Raw genomic sequence first — 22,079 nt, 5'->3', positions numbered from 1 at the left:
CACAAAACTAACGTTTCTTTTTATTGGATGCTGCGCCGGGACGGAATTTTGCATTCTTTCCTGGGCGATTATTACGGACGATGGGCTTGGGGCCTTGTACGGCGCCGCCTTTGGGTCCAGCTTTGGTAACGGCTTTTTTCTGAGGCACTTTCTTGCCCGAAGCCTTCGCCTTGATCACCCATTTCTTATCGTGGAACGCCCCCTTAAAATCGGGATCCTCGCGTTTACGCTGGTCATCGACCGCGCGTAACATATCTTGTTGCTCTAAAAATGGGGTTTCTTCGATCTTGATTCCCTCTGGCAATTGCTCGATCTCGATCTTCTGCTGAATGATCTCCTCGATCTTCGTCCAATGGTAACTTTCCGCTAACGTAATAAAGGTAATTGACTCCCCTATCTCCTCCGCGCGACCGGTTCGGCCGATTCGGTGAACATAATCCTCGTAAATCAAGGGAACATCGAAGTTGATCACGTGGGAAACTTTCGGGATATCGATCCCGCGAGCCGCCACATCCGTGGTCACTAAAACGCGCACATTTCCCTCGCGGAATTGGGCCATGGCATTGATACGCGTGTTCTGGCCCTTGTTCGAGTGAATCACGCGAACTTGGTCTTTCGGTAAGGATTTCAACAGCCACTTCTCTACCTCATTTGCCGCATCTTTCGAACGACAGAACACCATAACCCGATGAAAGTCAGGGTTTTGCATAAAGTAAGCAAGGGCGTGTAGCTTTGTTAATAAGTTAGGTGCCTCGTAGACCGATTGCGTCACCTGGCTCGCTGGCGTTGCCTGCGGGGTGATTTCGATCTTCATCGGAAACTCCAAAAACTCGTGGGATAAGTTCTCTACCTTCTCTGGGAAGGTCGCGGAAAACAATCCGTTCATTCGTTTTTTGTAGGGTATCTTCTCCAAAATCTGACGAATCTGCGGCATAAAGCCCATATCCATCATCTTATCTGCTTCGTCTAAAATCAAGAATTTCAATTCCTTCACCACGATCACATCCTTGCGGTACAATTCTAAAAATCGACCCGGCGTAGAAACGAGGATGTCGATGCCTTCTTCGAGGGCTTGGATCTGGGGTTTTGGCCCTAATCCTCCGTATAAGGCTAAAATACGCAAGTCCGTAAACTGCGCTAAGCCGATCATCACAGTGTGAATCTGCATCACCAGCTCGCGGGTAGGCGCTAAAATCAAGGCCCGCGGATTCTTTCCCTGCGCATATTTGCAGCGCATCAAAATAGGCAAGGCATAAGCGGCCGTTTTTCCGGTCCCCGTCTGCGCAATTCCCAGCAAATCATGCCCTTGCAATAACAACGGAATCGCCTTCTCCTGAATGGGAGTTGGTTTTGTATAACCCACCGCGGTACACGCGCGTTGTAACTGTGGATTTAATCCCAAACTTAAAAATTCATCCATTGGATTCGGCATTGTAGTAGATTTGCAAAGGTAGGGAAAATATAATTCTTACCTTTGAAACAAAATTATTGTTGTTTTGGCTCGAATTAAGGCATTTCTAATGAATCTAGGCCTATTGGTCGCACTCTCCTTTGCCACAGGGAGCCTTTCTTCGCTATTTTTAGCCGGCCTAGATTGGATTCAACACAACGGATCCTATTTATATGCCTTGCCACTTGTAGGTTTAGTGTTCCAAAGTTTCAAAGTCCCAGCCTACCTCATTATCCCTTCAACTTGGCTCAGCCACCTAGCCGGAGCCTCAGTGGGAAGAGAAGGAGTCGCGGTAGCTATGGGTCGAATACTCGGAGAGAAAATTCCCGAATCAACGAATTTCTCCAAAGACCTTTTTTCCAAAGCCGGCATGGCCGCTGGCTTCGCCTCCATTTTTGGGACACCGTTAGCCGGAGCCTTCTTCGCGCTTGAAGTAGGAGTGGTAGGGAAAATTAATTTTCGCCACATCCCAGCCTGCCTTTTAGCCGCCTTTTTCGCGAATTATGTGAGTCTCCACGTGTACGGCACAAAACATCTTTCTTACCCTACTATTTTTTTAACCTCATTTTCAGGGGAGTTTTATGCGAAATTGGTCCTCCTAGGCCTATTTTTAGCCCTAATTGCCCTTGCCTATAAACGCTCAGAATCGATTATAATTTCTGCGTTCGAGAAATCGCCCGTACAAGGTCTGCTAAAAGGGATTCTCGCGGGGCTAATTTTGTTCGGCGTCCTTAGCGTCCCAGTGTTTCATGAAACTCGCGGACTCAGTTCGGAATTTTTATTACGACCATTTACGTCGGCCACACCAGACTTCGCACTCTGGAAATTACTCGCGACTAACCTGAGTTTAGTACTAGGATTTAAAGGGGGAGAAGCCACACCCTTATTTTTAATTGGCTCACACGCGGCGTCCGGATTTGCGTCTTGGCTTTCGTTGCCTTTGGGATTATCGGCAGCCATCGGCTTCGTCAGTTTGTATGGTGGTCTTGCCAAAACTCCGCTTGCCGCCACCTTCTTAGGCATGGAACTTTTCGGTCCATCTGCCTGGGTATGTTATCTAGTCATTACCTTAATCGTCTTGTTCGGTTCAGGAAAAAAAGGAATCTTTGCGTCTCAAACCTGGGCAGATTATTTGCCTAAACCAATTTACTGATGTTTAATAAAGCCTTCGAACACTACGACTCCTTCCGCGAAAATCGACTAACAAAACGCCGTTTTTCAGCGGCTCATTGGCAAGAATTAATCACTGAATGGTCTTCGCATTTTGCCGTAAGAGAACTAGGTAAAACCGAAGAGGGAAGACCCATCCATGAAGTTCGCTACGGCGAGGGTCCCATCCAAGTGATTGCTTGGTCCCAAATGCACGGAGACGAAGCGACAGCGACGATGGCTTTAGCTGATATTTTTCGTTTATTAGCCACATCTACCGATCTTAGTACTGAGATTAAGCAAAAATTGCATCAGAAAATTACCTTGCGCATCATTCCCCGCCTGAATGCAGACGGGGCAGAAAGATGGCAACGTGAAACGGCATTAGGTATCGATATGAACCGGGATGCTACAAAGCAAAACTCGGTAGAAGCACGCATTTTATCGGCTTGGGCTGACGAAATCAAGCCCGCATTCGCCTTCAATTTACACGATCAAAACCGTTTGTATTCTGTAGGCAATAGCCCAGAACAAACCCATATCGCCTTCCTAGCCACCACAGGGGACGATGCAGGAACCTGGACTCCATCCCGCATGCGCGCAGGCCAAATCTGCCAACGAATGTTACGCCAAATCCAACCCCTCATCCCGGGTAAGATCGCAAAATGGACAGACGAGTTTGAGTCTCGCGCCTTTGGTGACACCTTCTCTTCTCGCGGATACGGGTTGGTATTATTAGAATCCGGCGGCGCAGGATGGGATCTAGAAAAACAATCGCTACGCAAATTAAACGCCTGTCTACTCCTCGATGCCTTCTGCGCGATTGCAGAGGGAAGCTTTGCATCAGAATCCATTGCGGAATACGAAGCTTTACCTACCAATGAACGCGCGATTGTAGACATCAAAATCACCGATGCACCACTAAGTGCAACGGTTCGCGCAGACGTCTTATTCAACCTCGTAGAAACGCCGATGACAGACGGAAATATTCATTATTCCTGGGTGGTAGAGAACATCGGAGATATGTCGCCGTTCTATGGATTAACAGAAATCGACGGGAAAGACTTACATTTTTCCCCTGATTCAAGCATTTCTTTGGGTGAAAATTACACTGAATTGGTCTTACTAAAAGACGGAAAACCAAGCTTTAAATTATCTGATTACACGCATAAAATACAATCCTAAATGACTTCATTACCTGTAATTATCATTGGAGTAAATCCATTTGGCTTAGAAGCTGCTCATATTTTCCAAAAAAACGACGTCGTTATCTACGGATTCTTAGACGATGATCCTAAGAAAAAAGACACCAGCATAGGCGAAATTCCAGTTCTAGGAACAGCGGATGATGAGTCATATTTCAAATTAATTGGCAAAAACTGCGGTGTATTTGTGGCTTTAGAAAACCCCATTGAACGCAAGAAAATGATCGAATTGATCTTAGAAGAGCGCGAAGTAAAACCCGTAAACGCCATACACCCTACCGCCAATATCGCAGATGTGAAAAGCCTTGCCTACGGTGTATTCATCGGAAGTGGTGCCCAAATTTTACCTGAAACAAAACTAGGCGATCACGTTATCATTGGCTCAGGCGCTATCGTGGAAACGGGTGCACAGATTGCTGATTTTGCTTCCATCGGAGCGGGTTCTGTGATAGGCAAAGAAGCTATTATTGAGAACAACGCCTATGTCGGAATTCATTCGACAATTGTAGGAAGTGTGAAGGTAGGAAAGAGCGCTACAGTAGGAGCAGGGAGTGTGGTGATTGAGAATATCGCTGCCTCGAAACGTGTGTTCGGAAATCCGGCAAAGGCATTATAATTTGACAATATTTTCTGGCGCAACTAGATCTAAAAAGTGAAAACGAAGATAGAGTTGCGCCACTACGATTACATCTTCTAGGCAATAGTCATTGATCCTAGCTAATCCATTTTCCTTATAGAAAACACGGTTCACCTGGTCTCCGGAAAGATCTGCTTTGGCCCCTGAAATACCCATCAATTCCGCTAACAATTCCAGCGAAGTATAGGATCTTCTATCGCCAAACTTCCACATCTCCATCGTATCCTGGTGGATAATTTCCCATGGTTTTTTGCCCTGTAATTGCAAAGATTTTGGAATCTCTAATCCATTAATCAACATCCTTCTGCACAGATACGGAAAGTCAAATTCCTTGCCATTGTGTGCAACTAGCGTCAATTCTCTCGACTTATAGGTCTTATTCACGAAGGCTATGAACTCGGTGAGAAGCGTTTTTTCATCAGCATGTGCAATGGTCTTCACTTTTAAGGCCATCTCACCCGCCTTGTTTACGAACAAAAAGCCCATTCCCACCACGATAATCTTACCAAATTCTGCATACAAGGGTGCCTTTTCAAAATACATCTCTTCTAAGCTGATATTAGCTGGATTTACTAAATTCTTCGCTTTTTTTATCCAAAATTCTTTCATCTTATCTGAAAGAAGGGCAAAATCGGATACTCCAGACGAAGTTTCGATGTCTATGAAGAGCGTATTCTTGAAGTTCTTTAACGTATCCATAATTTTTGTTCCACGTGAAACGCGTAAACCTTATGCTTTCAATGTTTCACGTGAAACATCCACTAATTCCATTTTAAACAAGTCATTCAAATGCCCTTTAACAATAGCAGAAACGGTCTTTATGTCCATTTCTTTGCCTAATTCCTGCTGCAGCGAAGTAACACCACGAGTCGCAATGCCACAAGGCACGATATGTGAGAAATAAGACAAGTCTGTATTTACATTTAATGCAAAGCCGTGCATACTAATCCAGCGAGATGCTTTTACACCCATAGCGCAAATCTTTCGTGCTTGCTCTGAAGTAGGATCAATCCAAACACCAGTCAAGCCGTCGATACGTCCCGCCATTAAACCGAAACCCTCACAAGTCTTAATGATTGCTTCCTCTAGCATACGTAGATATAAATGAATATCCGTGTAGAAATTCTCTAAATCCAGAATAGGGTAGCCCACTAATTGGCCGGGTCCGTGGTAAGTAATATCTCCACCACGATTGGTCTTGAAATAGGTAGCACCTATCGTAGAAAGAAACGATTCTTGTAACAATAGATGTGATTCGTCGCCACTTTTACCGAGGGTATAAACGTGTGGGTGTTGACAGAATAAAAGGTAATTATTTGTGATAGCCTTGTGGTCTTCTTCCAGGCCTCTGTTATCTAATTTCACTGTAGCTATGCGATTTAACAAAGTCTCCTGGAGATCCCAAGCTTCCTTGTATTCTATCAGTTTTAAATCAACAAATTGGACTTCTTTATTCTGCTTCATTCTTTATCAAGAGCCTGATAGCGCCTGGCAAAAACCTGAGCTACCTTTAGGAAAACAAAGATACAATAATGGCAAAACATATAACACAAGGAAAATTAGGCGAACAAATAAGCATAGACTATCTACTAAAAAACGCATATACCATCGAAGCAAGAAACTACCGATACAAGCGAGCGGAGATTGACATAGTCGCAAAAAAGGGGGATCTATTAATCTTCATAGAGGTCAAATCCCTAAGAAGAAATACCCACGGACATCCCGAACAAAAAATCACCCAGAACAAAATAAGGCTCATCAGCAGGGCCGCTTGCGCCTATCAATACCAACACAAATGGCGCCAAGAGGTGCGTTTTGATAGCATTTCCGTGAATTTTTATCCACAAGCCTTTAAAATAAAGCATTTCGAGGATGCTTTTTCGTAAATTCGCGGTTTAATAGCGTATTCATGATTCAATTTTGCATAGAGGACATAACATTCTCCTTACAAGAGAAGTTAAAACACAAAGCCTGGTTAAATGAGGTGGCGAAACAAGAAGGAAAAAAAATCCTAGAGTTAAGCTATGTTTTCTGTTCAGACAATTATCTGCTACAGATTAATCAAGAATATTTGAACCATGATACACTAACAGATATCGTGACTTTTGACAACTCGGAAGACCCGAAGAAAATTGAAGGAGACATCTTTATTTCCATCGATCGCGTAAAGGAAAACGGAGAGAAATTAGGGACATCTGAAACGGAATTAGAGCGCGTCATGGTGCACGGTTTATTACACCTAATCGGTTATAAGGATAAGAAGAAAGAGGACAAGGCATTAATGACCGAAAAGGAAGATTTTTACATTAAACAATACTAAAATGTTTCACGTGAAACATTCATAGCTATGCTAAATTCATACGATGTAATTGTGGTGGGAGCGGGACACGCCGGATGCGAAGCAGCTTATGCAGCGGCGCAAATGGGGTCGCGTGTTTTGTTGGTCACGATGAATATGCAGACGATTGCCCAAATGTCTTGCAACCCAGCAATGGGGGGTGTGGCGAAAGGTCAAATCGTTAGAGAAATTGACGCCTTAGGTGGTATGTCTGGAATCATATCAGACAAGACCATGATTCAATTTAGAATGTTGAATCGTTCCAAAGGCCCAGCGATGTGGTCGCCCCGTTGCCAATCCGATCGGATGCGTTTTGCAGAGGAGTGGAGAAATGCATTAGAAGGAAATTTGAATGTTGATTTTTGGCAAGATTCTGTTCAGCAATTAATCGTAGAAAAAGGCGAAGTGAAAGGAGTCATCACCCGCATGGGAATGACCTTCACAGCACGCACTGTCGTACTAACGAACGGTACCTTTTTAAATGGCTTGATCCACATAGGGGAGAAGAATTTTGGGGGAGGAAGAATGGCAGAACCGATGGCCATTGGACTAACGGAACAACTCGTAAACTTAGGTTTCGAATCTGGAAGAATGAAGACAGGAACTCCGCCACGAGTAGATGGAAGAAGTCTAGACTTCGCTGCGATGGAGGAACAAAAGGGCGATGAGAATCCAAGTTCTTTTTCATACCTAACGGAGTCACCATTAACCGAACAACGCTCTTGTTGGATTACACATACGAATACGAAAGTGCACGAAGTCTTGCGCAAAGGCTTCGATCGTTCACCTATGTTCGCTGGTAGAATTAAAGGTTTGGGCCCGCGATACTGTCCATCCGTTGAAGATAAAATTAACCGCTTCGCAGATAAAGATTCACATCAAATTTTCGTGGAACCAGAAGGCTGGAGCACAGTAGAAATATACGTGAATGGATTCTCGACTTCCTTGCCAGAGGACATTCAATTCGAGGCGATTCGATTGATCCCTGGATTTGAAAAAGCGAAAATGTTCCGTCCTGGTTACGCGATTGAATACGATTATTTCCCGCCTACCCAGTTGACTCCTACGTTAGAGACGAAGCGCGTGAAAGGTTTATTCTTTGCCGGCCAAATCAACGGCACAACAGGCTACGAAGAAGCTGCTTGCCAAGGACTAATGGCTGGTATCAATGCCCACTTAAAAACACACGAACTTGATCCATTTACCTTGTCTCGTTCAGACGCCTACATCGGTGTATTGATCGATGATTTAATTAACAAAGGAACGGACGAGCCTTACCGCATGTTCACCTCACGCGCCGAATTTAGAACGCTGCTAAGACAAGACAACGCGGACGAACGCTTGACAGCAAAAGGCTACCAATTGGGTTTAGCAACCGAACAACGCTGGAATAAATTCCAAGAGAAAAAGGCGCAAGTTGCGGCTTTAACCGAAGAAATAAAAAATACGAAAGTAAAACCAACGGAAGTAAACGACTGGCTAGAGCAGGAGGGAAGTGCCACCTTAAAAGAGGGGGCACCTATCGTGAATTTATTACGCCGTTCCGATTTATCCTTCGACCGCATCGCAACACACCCGAGTGTAGAACCGATCGTCAGAAACTATTCGCAAGAGGTTCGCGAGCAAGTGGAGATATTGGTAAAATACGAAAGCTATATTGAGAAGGAGCGTTTGATGGTGGACAAAATGAAATCGATGGAAGACTTAAGCATTCCTGCAAATTTTGACTACGATAAAATCAAAACACTTTCGACAGAATCGCGCATTAAATTGAAATCGATTTTACCACAGACCATTGGACAAGCAAGCCGTATTTCTGGCGTGTCCGCATCTGACGTTTCAATTCTACTTTTATTCATGGGACGCTAATGGAAAATATACAAAACTGCCCGGTTTGCGGATCTCCTGATTCAACCTTGAAATTCAAGGCGAAAGATTATACCGTATCGAACGAACTGTTCCACATCGTGACTTGTAATTCATGTCAATTGATTTACACGAATCCACGACCTGCTGCAAACGAAGCAGGGCCCTATTATCATGCAAGCGCCTATATTTCACATAGCGATACGAATGAGGGACTAATAAACAAGCTCTACCACGCAGTGCGCAAATTCACTTTGCAGTCGAAGACTAATTGGATTGAACAAGAGAAAAAGGGGAATAAAGAATTGCTAGATATCGGCTGCGGAAACGGCCACTTCTTGGCGGCAGCAAAAGAAAAAGGGTGGAACATTAATGGCGTCGAATTAGATCCAGAAACCGCTGCAAGGGCTGCAAAATTAACTGGACTTACCATTGCGCCATCTTTAAAAGAAACCACCCCAGAAAAGCAATTTCAGGTAATCACCTTGTGGCATGTCTTAGAACATGTATACGAGCTTGACGAATATTTTCAGTTCTTTAAAAACCGCCTAGCTAAGGACGGTAAACTTTTGCTGGCCCTTCCTAACCCCGCTTCCTTCGATGCAAATTATTTCGAAGAACATTGGGCGGCCTATGATGTTCCACGGCACATCCACCACTTTACGCCAGCTACCATTACAGCTTTGGCGGCTAAATACGGATTTAAATTGAAAACGAGTCGCGGACTGATCTTTGATAGCTTTTACATTTCTTTGTTGAGTAACGAATACAAAACAGGTAATAAAAGACTGATGCATTCGTTCTGTATTGGCTTGCTTTCGAACCTACGTGCAATGATGGGCAAGCCGAATTACTCTAGCAACTTGTATCTATTTGAACATGTATAACTACTTGAAATTCAGCCTATTGTTTGTATTCCTAAGCTTAGGGGTCAGTTTGGTATTTCTACAAAGTTGTGCCCAAATGGCCTCGCCTCCTGGTGGCAAAAAAGACACGTTGGCACCAGTGGTTATCAACTCGATCCCCCTAAATAAAAGCAAAAATTACAAGGGCAAAAAAATTGAATTGAATTTCAATGAATACGTTGCGGTAAAGAACTTGAATCAAGAACTATTGATCACCCCCTCCATAGGCAGTTACGAAACGCGCATTCGGCCTATGGGACTAACTTTGGTTTTGGACAGCACATTAAAAGACAGCACCACCTATACCTTTAATTTTAGAAATGCTATAGAAGATATAGCAGAACAGAATAAAGGCAAGAATGTCAAACTCGTTTTCAGCACCTCTAACAGTATAGACTCTTTAAAGATTCAGGGCCAGGTGAAACATTTATTGACTAATAAAAAAGTCGATAATGTTACCGTTGGTTTATATCCTTACACAGACACCTTATCAATAGACAAGGCAAAACCTTATTATTTTGTACGAACAGACACCTCAGGCATTTATGCGTTAGAAAACTTGGCAGCAGGAAAATACTATATGGCTGCATTTGAAGATGGGAATAATAATCTAGTCTACAATTCAGCTAAAGAATCGGTTGACTTTATTACCGAACCGTTTATTGACCTGAATAAAAATGAGACGCGCGACTTTAAAATCGCCCTGCAAAATCAGGATGCGCTAAAATTAAGTAAAACAACCACGACAGCTAAAACGGTCTTATATGAATTTAATAGAGGAATTGCGGCCGCAGAATTGCGCTTTTCGTCCGCCGAAAAGCCAATTTATCAAATCGAAAACAACCGCTATTTGCGTATCTATGCCGGTAATTTAAATAAAACAGATACACTAAAAATAGAAGCGGCGCTTGAGGACTCAATAGGTAGAAAATATGAATTAAGTCTTAAGGCTAAATTCAGAGAATTAGCTAAAAAAGATAAGCCAGAAACAACACCACTAGGGTTTGACGTATTTCCTAAGGCAGGCACACTAATTGTAGCAACGGATTCTGTACTCATTATCTTCCCTAAACCCGTTTCACAATGGGACTCTAAGAAAGTGCATATTTTGACAGAAAACGATGATGACCTAACGTTCCCTGACGAGGCATTCAGCTGGAATAAATTCCAAAATATATTAACAATCAAAAGCGACTTCTTGCCTTTAGTAAACAAATTCACCCTTTCGCTATCAAAAACAGCTTTTGTGGGGCCAGAAGCAGATTCGACACAGGAATTTAAACAGCTAATCACACGCTTAGATACAGAAGAAACGGGAAGTATTGAGGGCGGGTTTAGAACACCGGGTAATTATATATACCAACTGTTAAGAGGCGAAAAATTTGAAAAAGCCTACGAGCAAAAAAGTACTGGCCCATGTTCCTTTCAAAACATACAACCAGGGATCTATACCCTAAGAGCCATCGTAGATACAAACAAGAATGGTCAATGGGATATTGGTAACTATAAGACAAAAACCAAGTCGGAGCCCATCTATTATTTCGACACAAAGATTAAATTAAAAGCCAATTTCCAATTAAGTGACTTGTGGATAAATACCCTTTAGTACTGTGGATAACTGCCATTTTTATCCACATTCTATCCACATAAACAACCCACAAATGTGCATAACTTTTTCTCCTAACTGGACACTGTGGATAAGAATAAAGTTATCCACAAGTTATTAGACACTTATCCACAGAGACACAATGCCTTTCAAATAGACAATAGTTACTCATATCAAGCACTTACAAACACGAATTAGACTTATCCACTTATCCACAGAGAACAACAAGAAGAAACAAAAAAGAGATTTAAAAATATTTTTCTTTTTTTAATTTATGTGTGTGGATAAGTTTTTAAGCTTGAAAAGACATTTTGATGCTTTTTTGATATTTTAGGTATAAAAATTATTTATATCAGATAAAAAAAGATTAAATCACTCCTTTACTTGTGGATAACTTGTGGATAAGTAATTTAGATGCAAAAAGAACTATATTTAATACAATTTGGCTAAATTGCCGCTTCTAAACCCGTCAAACAAATGGTTCATCAACAATTCACCCGCGTCTTCGATTTACTAATCGCTTACAAAAATTTTCAAAAAGCTGATCTCTTTAATCTAAAGAGGGATGGAGAATGGAAAAATTATTCCACTTCTGATACTTTAGAGACGATTCAAACCTTAGCATTGGGTCTTTTAGAACTCAAAGTAAAACCAGGTGATAAAATAGCGATCATTTCCGGAAATCGTCCTGCATGGAACTTTGTAGATTTTGCTGTTCAAGTCATTGGCGGTGTTACAGTACCTATGTATCCTACGATTACCATTGAGGATTATGACTATATTTTCAAAGATGCTGAGGTGAAATACGTCTTCTGTGAAAACGAGGAATTGTATTTAAAAGCAAAGGAAGCTTCAAAAGGAAATAAGTTGATTAAAGGCATTTATACGTTTGATCCTGTAGCGGATGTAGAAATGTGGACGTCAGTAAAAGAATTAGGAGAAGGAAAAGATGCCGCTGTTTTACAACCTTTGATGGATGCAGTGAAGCCAAGTGATTTATTAACACTTATTTATACCTCTGGCACGACAGGGCGCCCTAAAGGTGTTATGTTAACCCATCACAACATTGTTAGTAATGTAAAATCTTTAGTGAGAGGTAATTTCTTTGATTTATTGCCGGGTGATTGTGCTTTGAGTTTCTTGCCTTTATGCCATATTTATGAGCGTACAGACGTGTATATGTATATGTATTATGGCGTTTCCGTCTATTATGCGGAGAGTATGGAGACGATTGCGGATAACATTCGCGAGGTGAAACCGGCGATGTTTGCCTCGGTTCCACGTTTATTAGAGAAGGTATATGATAAGATTTTGGCCAAAGGAAATGAGCTCACTGGCATCAAAAGGACACTTTTCTTTGGTGCGTTAGAATTTGGATTGAAGTACGATCCAATGGAGAAGTTAGGCTTGATTGATTCGTTTAAATTAGCGTTCTACAGAAAAGTTATATTCAGTAAATGGCGGGAAGCCTTGGGCGGAAATGTGCGCTTGATCGCTTCAGGTTCTGCGGCATTGCAACCTCGTTTATCTCGCGTTTTCTGGGCAGCAGGCATTCCTGTCTCTGAAGGATATGGTTTGACAGAAACTTCACCTGTCATTTCTGTATCACGGGTTAAGCCGATTGATTTCAAAGTGGGATGCGTGGGATCATTAATCGATTGTATTGAATTAAAAATAGCAGAAGACGGAGAGATTTGTGTGAAAGGAGATTCTGTGATGGTCGGTTATTATAAAAACCCAGATGCCACGGCCGAAGCGATTGATTCAGAGGGCTGGTTCCATACCGGCGACATTGGAACAATGGTGGACGGTAAATATTTGAAGATTACAGATCGCAAGAAAGAAATCTTTAAAACATCAGGTGGAAAATATGTGGCGCCACAATTAGTGGAGAATAAGCTGAAAGAATCGGCCTTTATTGAGCAATGTATGGTCGTGGGAGAAAGTCAAAAATTCCCATCAGCGCTCGTTATCCCAGAATTTAATGCCTTGCAAGTCTGGGCAGATCAACAAGGTTTAGGTGTAAATGGTCCAGAGGCATTGATCAAAAACCCAAAAGTATTCGCTAAGATGGAACAGGAAGTCCAAGAAACGATGGCTTCTGTGGCGAAATACGAACAGGTTAAAAAATTTGTTCTATTGCCGCGCTTATTCACGGTGGCGGATGGAGAAATTACCCCGACATTGAAATTAAAGCGCAAGGCGATTTATGCGAAACACGAGAAAGCAATTTTGGCACTCTATGAATAAATTGTGTTAGGCCCGTTTTTTGCGTAATTTTGATTTCTTAATGAATCGTATGTCGACAGGAAAAAAGGTAGCTCTCATTACGGGCGTAACAGGACAAGATGGCGCTTATTTAGCGGAATTTCTTTTAAATAAGGGCTATATCGTGCACGGAATCAAGCGCAGAAGCTCCTTGATTAATACCGATCGCATCGACCATTTGTACCAAGATCCACACGTAGATTCGGCTTCTTTTATCTTGCATTATGGAGATCTAAGCGATTCCACGAACATCATTCGCCTTGTTCAAGAGGTTCAGCCAGATGAAATTTACAATCTAGGGGCCATGTCCCATGTGAAAGTTTCGTTCGACGAACCAGAATATACAGCGCAGGTAGACGGCATCGGAACTTTGCGTATTTTAGAGGCCATTCGCTTGCTAGGCTTGACCAAAAAGACGAAAGTGTACCAAGCGTCCACTTCGGAACTTTACGGCCTGGTACAGGAAGTTCCGCAATCCGAAACGACTCCTTTCTATCCCCGTTCTCCTTATGCAGTCGCCAAATTATATGGCTATTGGATCACGGTAAATTACCGCGAAGCCTATGGCATGTTCGCGGTAAACGGAATACTATTTAACCACGAATCCCCGCTTCGTGGCGAAACGTTCGTGACGCGTAAAATCACAAGAGGCGTGGCCCAAATCGCTTTAGGACAAGAAAAAAAGATTCACTTAGGCAATTTGGACGCGAAACGCGACTGGGGCCACGCAAAAGATTACATCGAAGCGATGTGGTTGATTTTGCAACAAGATACACCCGAAGACTACGTCATCGCGACCGGAATTACGACAACCGTGCGTGAATTTATCCGCCTTTCTTTTGCGGAAGTAGGCATCGAAGTCGCTTTCTCTGGCGAAGGGGTGAACGAAAAAGGAACCGTCGTTTCTTGCGCGAACCCGGCTTATCAAGTACCAGTGGGTCAAGAAGTGATCGCTATCGATCCACGTTATTTCCGCCCTACGGAAGTAGAATTGTTAATTGGAGATCCGACGAAGGCTAAAGAAAAACTAGGCTGGACCCTAAAATACGACCTTGCCGCTTTAGTAAAAGATATGGTGCAGGCGGACGTTAAACTTTTCTCGAACAAATAAGATGAGCACACGGATTGCCATTATTGGCTTAGGATATGTGGGTTTTCCGCTGGCGGTGGAGTTTGGGAAAAATCTCCCCACCCTTGGATTTGACATAGATACTAGCCGCATCGCGGAATTAAACAAGGGCTTTGACCGTACGCAAGAAGTAACCGCGGAGCAATTAAAAACCTCGGTTTCGTTAACATTCTCTTCGAATGCAGCTGATTTAAGCACCTGCAATACCTTTATTGTCACCGTACCGACCCCTATTGACCATTTCAAAAAGCCGGATTTAAGCCCCCTTTTGAAAGCATCGGAGATGATCGGAAAAGCCTTGAAAAAAGGAGATTTAGTCATTTACGAATCCACCGTTTATCCGGGTTGCACCGAGGAAGATTGCGTTCCGGTTTTAGAGAAATTCTCAGGATTGAAATTTAATGTAGACTTCTTTTGCGGCTATTCGCCAGAACGCATTAACCCAGGCGACAAGGTAAACACCTTGACTAAAATCAAGAAAGTAACCTCTGGATCCACTCCCGAAATCGCCGAAAAAGTCGACCAGCTTTACCGCTCCATCATCACCGCAGGCACACACAAAGCGCCTTCGATGAAAGTAGCGGAAGCGAGCAAGGCCATCGAAAACGCCCAACGCGACGTCAATATCTCGTTCGTAAACGAATTAGCCTTGATTTTCGACCGCATGGGCATCGACACCACGGAGGTATTAGAAGCCGCCGGAACGAAGTGGAATTTCTTGAATTTCAAACCCGGTTTAGTAGGCGGCCACTGCATAGGCGTGGACCCCTATTACTTATTACACAAGTCTGAAAGCCTAGGTTATTATCCACAAGTGATCCTTTCGGGTCGCCGCGTGAACGATAACATGGGTATTTTCGTGGCGAATAAATTAGTCAAACTGTTGATTAATAAAGGTCAAAAAATCGCCGGCGCCAAAACCCTCATGCTCGGCATCACCTTCAAAGAAAACTGTCCAGACATCCGCAACTCTCGCGTAGTGGATATCTACAAGGAACTCGTGGACTTTGGCATGGAAGTAGACGTCTACGATCCCTGGGCAAACCCAGCCGAAGTGAAGCACGAACATGGCATCGAACTAGTTTCGAAACTAGCCGATAAATACCAAGCGATCGTTTTAACCGTAGCCCACAACGAATTCCTTGACCTTCCTTTCGCAGCCCTTAAAGCAGAGAACGGAGTCATTTTCGACATCAAATCGATTCTTTCTAAAGACCTAGCTGACGCCCGTTTATAAGTATGGCCTGGTACGCGATTTATACGAAATCCCGAATGGAGAAGAAAGTCTCCTTGCGCCTCGAAGAGCTAGGCATCGAAGCCTATTGCCCTACCACCAAGCGCAAAAAACAGTGGTCCGACCGCAAAAAGTGGGTCGAAGAAGTCCTCTTCCGCTCCTACGTTTTCGTTAACATCGACCTAGAAAAACAAAGCGGCCTCGTTCGCCGCACCTTAGGTGTAGTCAACTTCGTCTATTGGCTCCACAAACCAGCAGTCATCCAAGACTCTGACATCTTTGCCATCAAACAATTTCTAGCTGACCACCTCGAGGTAGAAACCATCGGCACCACCGCAAAAATCGGCGACTACATCACCATCGAATCTGGTCCACTCACTGGCCAAACTGCTAAGATTGTGGGGCTAAAGAATAAGCATGAGGTGAGGCTGAAGATAGAGAGCCTTGGTTTTGAGCTTGTTGCAGCACTACGCTCTATACCCCATTTAAAGTTTTAAGAGTCGACATCAGCATCTTCATCAACTCATCTAAGTCTGCTAAAGCAGATCGACCGTCTTCCTCTGAGAAATATCCGGTGCTTATTAATAAACGAATCCAATATCGCGTTTCGCGCGCTTCCTTGTAAGAAATCGAAATTTTGTATTTAAAATCGTTTCTGGAGAATCCTCCAATAGCCTCTTCGATATTTGCCCCAATGGATGTAGAGGACTTTAACAGCTGCTTACTTAAGACATATTCTTTGTCTACAACCATTAATTTTCGGCAAAGTGAAACCATTTTAATGGAGAATGCGTATGATTTTGTTTGGGCGGGGCTTGGTTTCATTAGTGGATTATTTGATCGCAAAACTAGCTAACCCAAAGAATGAACCCTATCAACTAATTGATAAAAGATAAAAGAGTATAGATTATAGAGTAGAGAGAGGATCCTTTTTTATCTATACTCTCTACTCTATAATCTCTAATCTATACTCTCACTCTATAATCTCTAATCTATACTCTCTACTCTATAATCTCTAATCTATACTCTCTACTCTACTTTTATCCAAAAAACAAATAGCTCACAAAAATAGCTGTAAGGATCCCCACTAAATCCGCCGCTAATCCCGCCCAAAGCGTGTAGCGAATGTTGCGTACTTGAACAGAACCGTAGTAAAGGGCGATAACGAAAAGGACTGTTTCTGCGGAGCCCTGGAAGACGCAGGCTAGGCGGCCAGCGAAGGAGTCTGGCCCGAAGGTTTTCATTGTGTCGATCATCATGGCGCGAGAACCGCTACCTGAAACCGGGTGTAAAAGGGCGGTAGGCATCGCGTCTGTGAAGCGATTATCTATTCCCATATAGTTCACGGCCATTTTCATGCCGTCTACGATGAAATCTAACACGCCGGAATTGCGTAGGCACGAGATGGCTACCAGCATGCCCACGAGGTAGGGAATGATGCGGACGGAGGTTTCGAAGCCACCTTTGGCGCCTTCCACGAAGGTTCCGAAAATATCTACTTTCTTATAAAAGGCCGCGGCGATGAAGGAGAAGATTAGGGCGAAGAGGATGCCGTTGCTGAAGAGTTTGGACTGGATGTCGATTTGCTCTTTAGGGAGGCTGCTGAAGTACCATAAAATGCCGGCAAGGATGGCGGTGATACTGAAAAGCCAGCTGAAAAGTACGGGATCAAACAGACGTATTTTTTGCTTTAAAGAGACGAAAATCAAACCCGTTATGGTGGCAGCGTAGGTGGCCATTAGGCAGGGAATAAATACGTCTGAGGCGTCTTGGGCACCATAAATGGCGCGTTGGGCCATGATGGAAAGCGGGATTAAAACGGGACCTGCGCTGTGGAGCACGAGGAACATGATTTGGGCGTTAGAGGCGGTTTCTTTGACCGGATTCAAATCCTGTAAACCTTGCATTGCTTTTAGGCCAAAAGGCGTCGCTGCGTTATCTAATCCTAATAAGTTTGCAGAGAAGTTCATGATCATTTGGCCGTGAACGGGGTGGTCTTTAGGAATTTCTGGGAAAAGACGAGAAAAGAAGGGTTGTATTTTGCGGGCTAAAAAATGGATCGCGCCGGCCTTCTCTCCTACTTGTAAGATGCCCATAAAAAAGGCCATGACGCCTGTTAATGGAAGAGCCACTTTCATCACGGCCACTTCAGCGGAGTCAAACATGCCGTCTACTAGGACTTTAAAAATGTCGGCGTTGCCGAAGAAAATGAATTGAATCAGGGCGACGACGAATGCGACACCGAAGAACAAAAACCAAATCCAATTTAAAGCCATAGGTTCACAGAGGTAAAAAACGATTAAATTTAGGGAAAATTCCGTCAATATGAAGAGTCAATTCGCTAAAGCAGGAATAATCCTGCTGCTAAGTCTTTCTTTAAAGGCACAAAAAACGACTTGCGCTGCCGAGCAGTCGATGCAGAAACAGGGCCTCCAGGAAGTAACTGAGCGGGTTCCTGGCGTTTTAGTCGAGCTAAAATATGCGACAACTGATAATTTTATGAAGAAGAACGTGTATGGTTGTTTGACCCGCGCGTACTTGCAGAAAGAGACGATTGTGAAGCTGAAAAAGGCGCAAGAGAATTTGGAAAAGACGCATCCGGGTTACCATTTTTTGATTTATGATGCAGCGAGACCGCTTTCTAAGCAGTGGGAACTTTGGAACACATTAACAGAGTATACACCTGAAAAGCGTCGGACTTATGTGGCGGACCCGAAGGAGCATTCGATTCATAATTATGGCAGCGCGATTGATTTGACAGTGGCGGATGAGAAAGGGAAGCCGCTGGAGATGGGGACTACATATGATTTCTTTGGCGAAATGGCTTATCCTAAGGAGGAAGCAAGATTATTGAAGGCGGGTAAATTAAGCCAAAAAGCCATCGATAATCGGCTCATCTTAAGAAAGGCAATGACGCAAGCAGGTTTTACCGCCATCGAATATGAGTGGTGGCACTTCAATGCCTTTTCTCGTAAAACAGCTAAACAAATGTTCCAAGTAATACCTTAAAGGGGGTTTCATCCTGAACCCTTGCCGTTTATCCTAAAATCAGGAGCGGCTTTCCAGGGAATGTTTACCTTTGCATACATTTTATTTTTGACCTTATGTCTTTAAAAATAGTTAGTCTTTCCGCTTTGTTGTTTGCAATCGGAATTTCAGCCACAGCTCAGAATGCTTCTGCGATACAGGCGAATGGTAACGCTGTTCAATTATCGCTTACAAAGGCGGTTGAGATTGCACTCCAACACAACCTAAACGTGAAGTCGTCAGAGGTGAGTTTACGCAATTCTCAATTGCAGTTGCAACAGTCGAAAAATAACGCGCTGCCTAATTTAAGCGCAAATATCAACCAATCAGCTAGTTTTGGTCGGAGTATTAACCCCTTCACGAACGGGTACGATTCGCGTAACATTAACTACAATAACTTGGGTTTAAACGCAGGGATGCTTCTTTTTAATGGGGGCCAAATCCGTAACACAGTTCTTCAAAACGATTATAACCTGAAGGCCTCCCAAGAAGATTTAGCCTCTATCAAGGAAAACATTTCCTTACAAGTGGTGCTGGCTTATTTAGCCATCTTGAATTCGGAGGATCAACTAAGCATTGCAAAATCGCAGACTGAAATCACGAAATTACAAATTACTCGCACGGACAAATTAGTGAATGCGGGATCCCTTGCACCCTCTAATTTATTGGATTTGAAGGCGCAATTAGCGAATGAAGAGTCTAATGTGGTGAGTTTCCAGAGTTCTTTGGACCTCAATAAATTGACCTTATTGCAATTATTAAACGATTCAAGTATCACCTCAATCGAATTACAGCGCATACAAGTTCCTGTCCCTAGTTCCAGCGGCTATGATACCGGAATGGATGATTTATATGCCAAAGCCGTAACGATCCAACCTCTTGTAAAAGCGGCGGATTTGCGTGTTCAGAGCGCATTAAAAGGCATTTCTGTAGCGAAAGCAGGAACGCTACCTACCTTATCTTTAAATGCTAGTATGTCTGCTAACCAGTCGAACGCGTTAACGATGGGTTATTTTGATCAAATCAATAATACCCAAAACAAGGTGATTTCTCTGGGTTTAAACATTCCTATTTTTACCCGTTTTGCAAACAAAACGAGAATCGCTCAAGCGGGTTTACAGCGCGAGAACGCTTCCATTGAGGCATCTAGGGCGCGTTTAACACTACGCCAAAACATTGAGCAAGCTTATGTGAACTTGAATAATGCAGCAATGAAATACGAGGCAGGGCTTTCACAGGTGTCTGCTTTAGAAGAGTCTTTCCGTGCGGCTGAAAGTCGCTTCGGAGCAGGAACAATCGACTTTGTGAGCTATAACTTACAAAAGACGAATTTAGATCGTGCGCGTTTGAGTTTGGTACAATCGAAATATGACTTCGTGTTTAGAACGAAGATTTTGGATTTTTATCAAGGGAAGAGCTTAACCTTTTAGAGTAGAGATAATAGAGTAAAGAGTATAGATAAACACGGCTAGTGACTAGCGACTATTGACTAAAACTATGGCAACTAACAACAACAGTAAGCGGACTTGGATGATCATCGGGGGCGCAGTGGTATTGATTTTTGGTGGATTACTTCTGGCAAAAAAAATGGAATGGATCGGAAAAGTGGAGCCTACAGAAGTAGAGTTCGCGAAGGTGTCTCGTTCGACGATTATTGAAAAAGTAAGTGCGTCTGGCAAGATCCAGCCAGAAGTAGAGGTTAAATTATCACCCGACGTTTCAGGAGAGATTGTTTCTTTGAACGTGGCGGAAGGCGATTCAGTAGTAGCTGGTCAAGAGTTGTTGAAGATTCGTCCTGATAACTATGTGTCTCTTTTAGCACGCGCTGAAGCACAAATGAATGCTACGAAGGCAAACATGGAACAAAGTAAGGCGGTGTTAGCCCAAAGCGAAGCACGTCTTTCTAAGGCTAAAATAGATTACGATCGTAATGCTAAATTGCACAAAGATAAAGTCATTTCTGATGCCGACTTTGATCAATTTGTATCTGCCTATACTGTGGCAAAACAAGATTTGGAAGCCGCAAAAGCAAACGTAAATGCCGCAAATTACAATGTGAAATCATCAGAAGCGGCATTAAAAGAGGCTAAAACGAACTTAACAAAAACAACGATTTATGCTCCACAAAGTGGTATCATCTCGAAGTTAAATGTTGAATTAGGAGAGCGTGTGGTAGGTACTTCACAAATGGCAGGAACCGAGATGTTACGCATCGCGAACTTGAATAAAATGGAAGTACGTGTGAACGTCAACGAAAATGATATTACACGTGTAAGCCTTGGCGATACGGTATTAATCGACGTAGACGCATTCTCATCTAGTGAGCGCAAGTTCAAAGGAGTAGTGTATGAAATAGCTAGTTCAGCGAATTCAAGTGGAGCGTCTGCTGTTTCAAATGATGCGGTAACGGAATTTGAAGTGAAGATTCGTGTGTTGCGTTCTTCTTATGCAGACTTAATCAAAGGGAAATTGTCTTATCCATTGAAGCCTGGAATGACAGCGTCTGTGGAGATTTTGACCAACAGAAAGGAAAATATAGCGACCGTACCTTTATCTGCTGTAACTACTCGTGAGATCGGCGCAGAAGCGAAGGAAGGTATGAAGAAGGAAGACGACGGAACGAACGCTACGAACTCTAACGATGCCTTAGAAGCGAAGAAACGCAAGGAAAATACAAAAGAAGTAGTGTTCGTAATGGAGAAAGGCAAAGCGAAAATGATCCAAGTGAAAACGGGTATCTCGGATTTCGAAAATATCGAAATCGTGAGCGGTTTGAATGATGGACAAGAGATTATTTCTGGGCCATATGCGACGGTAGCTAAGAAGCTGAAAGAAGGAGACTTAGTGAAGAAGAAGGATCCGAAAGCAGCAGAAAAGGCCGCTGATAAGAAATAAAATCAAAAAAAACAGGGGGCTATCTTGCATTTAATGATTTAGCCCCCTATTTTTGCAGTCCCAATAGGAACAAAATTCCTTCTTAGCTCAGTTGGTTAGAGCACATGACTGTTAATCATGGGGTCCCTGGTTCGAGCCCAGGAGAGGGAGCAAGTTGAGAAAAGAGGTCTAAGTGACCTCTTTTTTTGTTTAAAAACCATCATATCTTTCTGTAAAGACACATTTTTTGTGGTTGCAACTTTTTGATTTTCAAAAGGAGGATTTTCATAAAAGCTGCAACTCAATACCATAATTTTGAAGGATTGAATGCCGTTTTTCAAATGGAAATATGGTTTAATGACTAAAAATGAAGGTTTAAATGTTGGATTTA

At 43.0% G+C, this 22,079-nt stretch carries 20 protein-coding genes and 1 tRNA gene; 16 read left to right on the top strand and 5 right to left on the bottom strand.

The window, feature by feature from the left end; all coding sequences use genetic code 11:
* Positions 1 to 7: 7 nt before the first annotated feature.
* Complete coding sequence (locus ACRZ9O_RS09785) at positions 8 to 1,432, bottom strand: DEAD/DEAH box helicase (RefSeq protein ID WP_459458701.1); 1,425 nt, start codon at positions 1,430 to 1,432, stop codon at positions 8 to 10.
* A gap of 88 nt (positions 1,433 to 1,520) precedes the next feature.
* Here ACRZ9O_RS09785 and ACRZ9O_RS09780 point away from each other — a divergent pair, with 88 nt between their 5' ends.
* Genes ACRZ9O_RS09780 through ACRZ9O_RS09770 form a run of 3 tightly spaced genes read left to right on the top strand, consistent with a single transcriptional unit; the run spans position 1,521 to position 4,420 of the window.
* Positions 1,521 to 2,603 (top strand): chloride channel protein, encoded by a 1,083-nt coding sequence (locus tag ACRZ9O_RS09780; protein WP_459458699.1) that lies wholly within the window; start codon positions 1,521 to 1,523, stop codon positions 2,601 to 2,603.
* The gene (locus ACRZ9O_RS09775; protein ID WP_459458698.1) at positions 2,603 to 3,784 is read left to right on the top strand and encodes a M14 family zinc carboxypeptidase; all 1,182 of its coding nucleotides are present in this window, start codon (positions 2,603 to 2,605) and stop codon (positions 3,782 to 3,784) included. Before ACRZ9O_RS09780 ends, ACRZ9O_RS09775 begins: the two co-directional genes overlap by 1 nt.
* Positions 3,785 to 4,420 (top strand): DapH/DapD/GlmU-related protein, encoded by a 636-nt coding sequence (locus tag ACRZ9O_RS09770; protein WP_459458696.1) that lies wholly within the window; start codon positions 3,785 to 3,787, stop codon positions 4,418 to 4,420. It begins immediately after the preceding gene.
* Here ACRZ9O_RS09770 and ACRZ9O_RS09765 read toward each other — a convergent pair.
* On the bottom strand, positions 4,415 to 5,140 hold the full coding sequence (locus ACRZ9O_RS09765) for a 3'-5' exonuclease (protein WP_459458694.1): 726 nt from the start codon (positions 5,138 to 5,140) through the stop codon (positions 4,415 to 4,417). The genes ACRZ9O_RS09770 and ACRZ9O_RS09765 overlap by 6 nt on opposite strands.
* Positions 5,141 to 5,170: 30 nt before the next feature.
* On the bottom strand, positions 5,171 to 5,905 hold the full coding sequence (gene lipB, locus ACRZ9O_RS09760; RefSeq protein WP_459458692.1) for a lipoyl(octanoyl) transferase LipB: 735 nt from the start codon (positions 5,903 to 5,905) through the stop codon (positions 5,171 to 5,173).
* A 68-nt stretch (positions 5,906 to 5,973) separates the two neighbouring features.
* On the opposite strand from lipB, the gene ACRZ9O_RS09755 reads away from it, so the two are divergent.
* The 9 genes from ACRZ9O_RS09755 to ACRZ9O_RS09715 all read left to right on the top strand — a co-directional run bounded on the left by ACRZ9O_RS09755 (position 5,974) and on the right by ACRZ9O_RS09715 (position 16,284).
* Positions 5,974 to 6,327, top strand: coding sequence for a YraN family protein (locus ACRZ9O_RS09755; RefSeq protein WP_459458690.1), 354 nt, complete (start codon positions 5,974 to 5,976; stop codon positions 6,325 to 6,327).
* Between the two features lie 23 nt (positions 6,328 to 6,350).
* The gene (ybeY, locus tag ACRZ9O_RS09750) at positions 6,351 to 6,761 is read left to right on the top strand and encodes an rRNA maturation RNase YbeY (protein WP_459458688.1); all 411 of its coding nucleotides are present in this window, start codon (positions 6,351 to 6,353) and stop codon (positions 6,759 to 6,761) included.
* Between the two features lie 27 nt (positions 6,762 to 6,788).
* Positions 6,789 to 8,648: a tRNA uridine-5-carboxymethylaminomethyl(34) synthesis enzyme MnmG gene (mnmG, locus tag ACRZ9O_RS09745; RefSeq protein ID WP_459458686.1), complete on the top strand. Its 1,860-nt coding sequence runs from the start codon at positions 6,789 to 6,791 to the stop codon at positions 8,646 to 8,648.
* Positions 8,648 to 9,532: a class I SAM-dependent methyltransferase gene (locus tag ACRZ9O_RS09740; protein WP_459458684.1), complete on the top strand. Its 885-nt coding sequence runs from the start codon at positions 8,648 to 8,650 to the stop codon at positions 9,530 to 9,532. The genes mnmG and ACRZ9O_RS09740 overlap by 1 nt, the downstream gene beginning before the upstream one ends.
* Positions 9,533 to 9,608: 76 nt before the next feature.
* Complete coding sequence (locus tag ACRZ9O_RS09735) at positions 9,609 to 11,156, top strand: Ig-like domain-containing domain (RefSeq protein ID WP_459458682.1); 1,548 nt, start codon at positions 9,609 to 9,611, stop codon at positions 11,154 to 11,156.
* A 477-nt stretch (positions 11,157 to 11,633) separates the two neighbouring features.
* Complete coding sequence (locus tag ACRZ9O_RS09730; protein ID WP_459458680.1) at positions 11,634 to 13,406, top strand: AMP-dependent synthetase/ligase; 1,773 nt, start codon at positions 11,634 to 11,636, stop codon at positions 13,404 to 13,406.
* A gap of 40 nt (positions 13,407 to 13,446) precedes the next feature.
* Positions 13,447 to 14,535, top strand: coding sequence for a GDP-mannose 4,6-dehydratase (gmd, locus tag ACRZ9O_RS09725; RefSeq protein WP_459458678.1), 1,089 nt, complete (start codon positions 13,447 to 13,449; stop codon positions 14,533 to 14,535).
* Between the two features lies 1 nt (position 14,536).
* A complete protein-coding gene (locus ACRZ9O_RS09720) occupies positions 14,537 to 15,790 on the top strand; it encodes a nucleotide sugar dehydrogenase (protein ID WP_459458676.1) in 1,254 nt (417 codons plus the stop codon).
* A 2-nt stretch (positions 15,791 to 15,792) separates the two neighbouring features.
* Positions 15,793 to 16,284, top strand: coding sequence for a UpxY family transcription antiterminator (locus ACRZ9O_RS09715; protein ID WP_459458674.1), 492 nt, complete (start codon positions 15,793 to 15,795; stop codon positions 16,282 to 16,284).
* Here ACRZ9O_RS09715 and ACRZ9O_RS09710 read toward each other — a convergent pair.
* Both ACRZ9O_RS09710 and ACRZ9O_RS09705 read right to left on the bottom strand, forming a co-directional pair.
* A complete protein-coding gene (locus ACRZ9O_RS09710; protein WP_459458672.1) occupies positions 16,262 to 16,612 on the bottom strand; it encodes a four helix bundle protein in 351 nt (116 codons plus the stop codon). The two genes, ACRZ9O_RS09715 and ACRZ9O_RS09710, sit on opposite strands and share 23 nt — an antisense overlap.
* Positions 16,613 to 16,827: 215 nt before the next feature.
* Positions 16,828 to 18,063 carry a nucleoside recognition domain-containing protein gene (locus tag ACRZ9O_RS09705; protein WP_459458670.1) on the bottom strand — a complete coding sequence of 412 codons (1,236 nt, stop codon included), beginning with the start codon at positions 18,061 to 18,063 and terminating at the stop codon, positions 16,828 to 16,830.
* A gap of 49 nt (positions 18,064 to 18,112) precedes the next feature.
* On the opposite strand from ACRZ9O_RS09705, the gene ACRZ9O_RS09700 reads away from it, so the two are divergent.
* The 4 genes from ACRZ9O_RS09700 to ACRZ9O_RS09685 all read left to right on the top strand — a co-directional run bounded on the left by ACRZ9O_RS09700 (position 18,113) and on the right by ACRZ9O_RS09685 (position 21,859).
* Positions 18,113 to 18,796 carry a M15 family metallopeptidase gene (locus tag ACRZ9O_RS09700; protein ID WP_459458668.1) on the top strand — a complete coding sequence of 228 codons (684 nt, stop codon included), beginning with the start codon at positions 18,113 to 18,115 and terminating at the stop codon, positions 18,794 to 18,796.
* 95 nt (positions 18,797 to 18,891) lie between these two features.
* Positions 18,892 to 20,244: a TolC family protein gene (locus ACRZ9O_RS09695; RefSeq protein ID WP_459458666.1), complete on the top strand. Its 1,353-nt coding sequence runs from the start codon at positions 18,892 to 18,894 to the stop codon at positions 20,242 to 20,244.
* A 67-nt stretch (positions 20,245 to 20,311) separates the two neighbouring features.
* Positions 20,312 to 21,709, top strand: coding sequence for an efflux RND transporter periplasmic adaptor subunit (locus ACRZ9O_RS09690; RefSeq protein WP_459458664.1), 1,398 nt, complete (start codon positions 20,312 to 20,314; stop codon positions 21,707 to 21,709).
* A gap of 76 nt (positions 21,710 to 21,785) precedes the next feature.
* Positions 21,786 to 21,859 (top strand) — tRNA-Asn (locus ACRZ9O_RS09685).
* Positions 21,860 to 22,079: the final 220 nt, after the last annotated feature.

It is taken from the genome of Aquirufa sp. HETE-40SA (genome assembly GCF_054558635.1).
This window is presented reverse-complemented; position numbering and strand designations above follow the sequence as displayed.

Coding starts and splice junctions, on each gene's coding strand:
- mnmG (WP_459458686.1), top strand. CDS start 6,789: ATGCTAAATTCATACGATGTAATTGTGGTGGGAGCGGGACACGCCGGA.
- ACRZ9O_RS09715 (WP_459458674.1), top strand. CDS start 15,793: ATGGCCTGGTACGCGATTTATACGAAATCCCGAATGGAGAAGAAAGTC.
- ACRZ9O_RS09740 (WP_459458684.1), top strand. CDS start 8,648: ATGGAAAATATACAAAACTGCCCGGTTTGCGGATCTCCTGATTCAACC.
- ACRZ9O_RS09785 (WP_459458701.1), bottom strand. CDS start 1,432: ATGCCGAATCCAATGGATGAATTTTTAAGTTTGGGATTAAATCCACAG.
- ACRZ9O_RS09775 (WP_459458698.1), top strand. CDS start 2,603: ATGTTTAATAAAGCCTTCGAACACTACGACTCCTTCCGCGAAAATCGA.
- ACRZ9O_RS09765 (WP_459458694.1), bottom strand. CDS start 5,140: ATGGATACGTTAAAGAACTTCAAGAATACGCTCTTCATAGACATCGAA.
- ACRZ9O_RS09730 (WP_459458680.1), top strand. CDS start 11,634: ATGGTTCATCAACAATTCACCCGCGTCTTCGATTTACTAATCGCTTAC.
- ACRZ9O_RS09780 (WP_459458699.1), top strand. CDS start 1,521: ATGAATCTAGGCCTATTGGTCGCACTCTCCTTTGCCACAGGGAGCCTT.
- ACRZ9O_RS09735 (WP_459458682.1), top strand. CDS start 9,609: ATGGCCTCGCCTCCTGGTGGCAAAAAAGACACGTTGGCACCAGTGGTT.
- ACRZ9O_RS09690 (WP_459458664.1), top strand. CDS start 20,312: ATGGCAACTAACAACAACAGTAAGCGGACTTGGATGATCATCGGGGGC.
- ybeY (WP_459458688.1), top strand. CDS start 6,351: ATGATTCAATTTTGCATAGAGGACATAACATTCTCCTTACAAGAGAAG.
- lipB (WP_459458692.1), bottom strand. CDS start 5,905: ATGAAGCAGAATAAAGAAGTCCAATTTGTTGATTTAAAACTGATAGAA.
- gmd (WP_459458678.1), top strand. CDS start 13,447: ATGAATCGTATGTCGACAGGAAAAAAGGTAGCTCTCATTACGGGCGTA.
- ACRZ9O_RS09770 (WP_459458696.1), top strand. CDS start 3,785: ATGACTTCATTACCTGTAATTATCATTGGAGTAAATCCATTTGGCTTA.
- ACRZ9O_RS09695 (WP_459458666.1), top strand. CDS start 18,892: ATGTCTTTAAAAATAGTTAGTCTTTCCGCTTTGTTGTTTGCAATCGGA.
- ACRZ9O_RS09705 (WP_459458670.1), bottom strand. CDS start 18,063: ATGGCTTTAAATTGGATTTGGTTTTTGTTCTTCGGTGTCGCATTCGTC.
- ACRZ9O_RS09710 (WP_459458672.1), bottom strand. CDS start 16,612: ATGAAACCAAGCCCCGCCCAAACAAAATCATACGCATTCTCCATTAAA.
- ACRZ9O_RS09755 (WP_459458690.1), top strand. CDS start 5,974: ATGGCAAAACATATAACACAAGGAAAATTAGGCGAACAAATAAGCATA.
- ACRZ9O_RS09700 (WP_459458668.1), top strand. CDS start 18,113: ATGAAGAGTCAATTCGCTAAAGCAGGAATAATCCTGCTGCTAAGTCTT.
- ACRZ9O_RS09720 (WP_459458676.1), top strand. CDS start 14,537: ATGAGCACACGGATTGCCATTATTGGCTTAGGATATGTGGGTTTTCCG.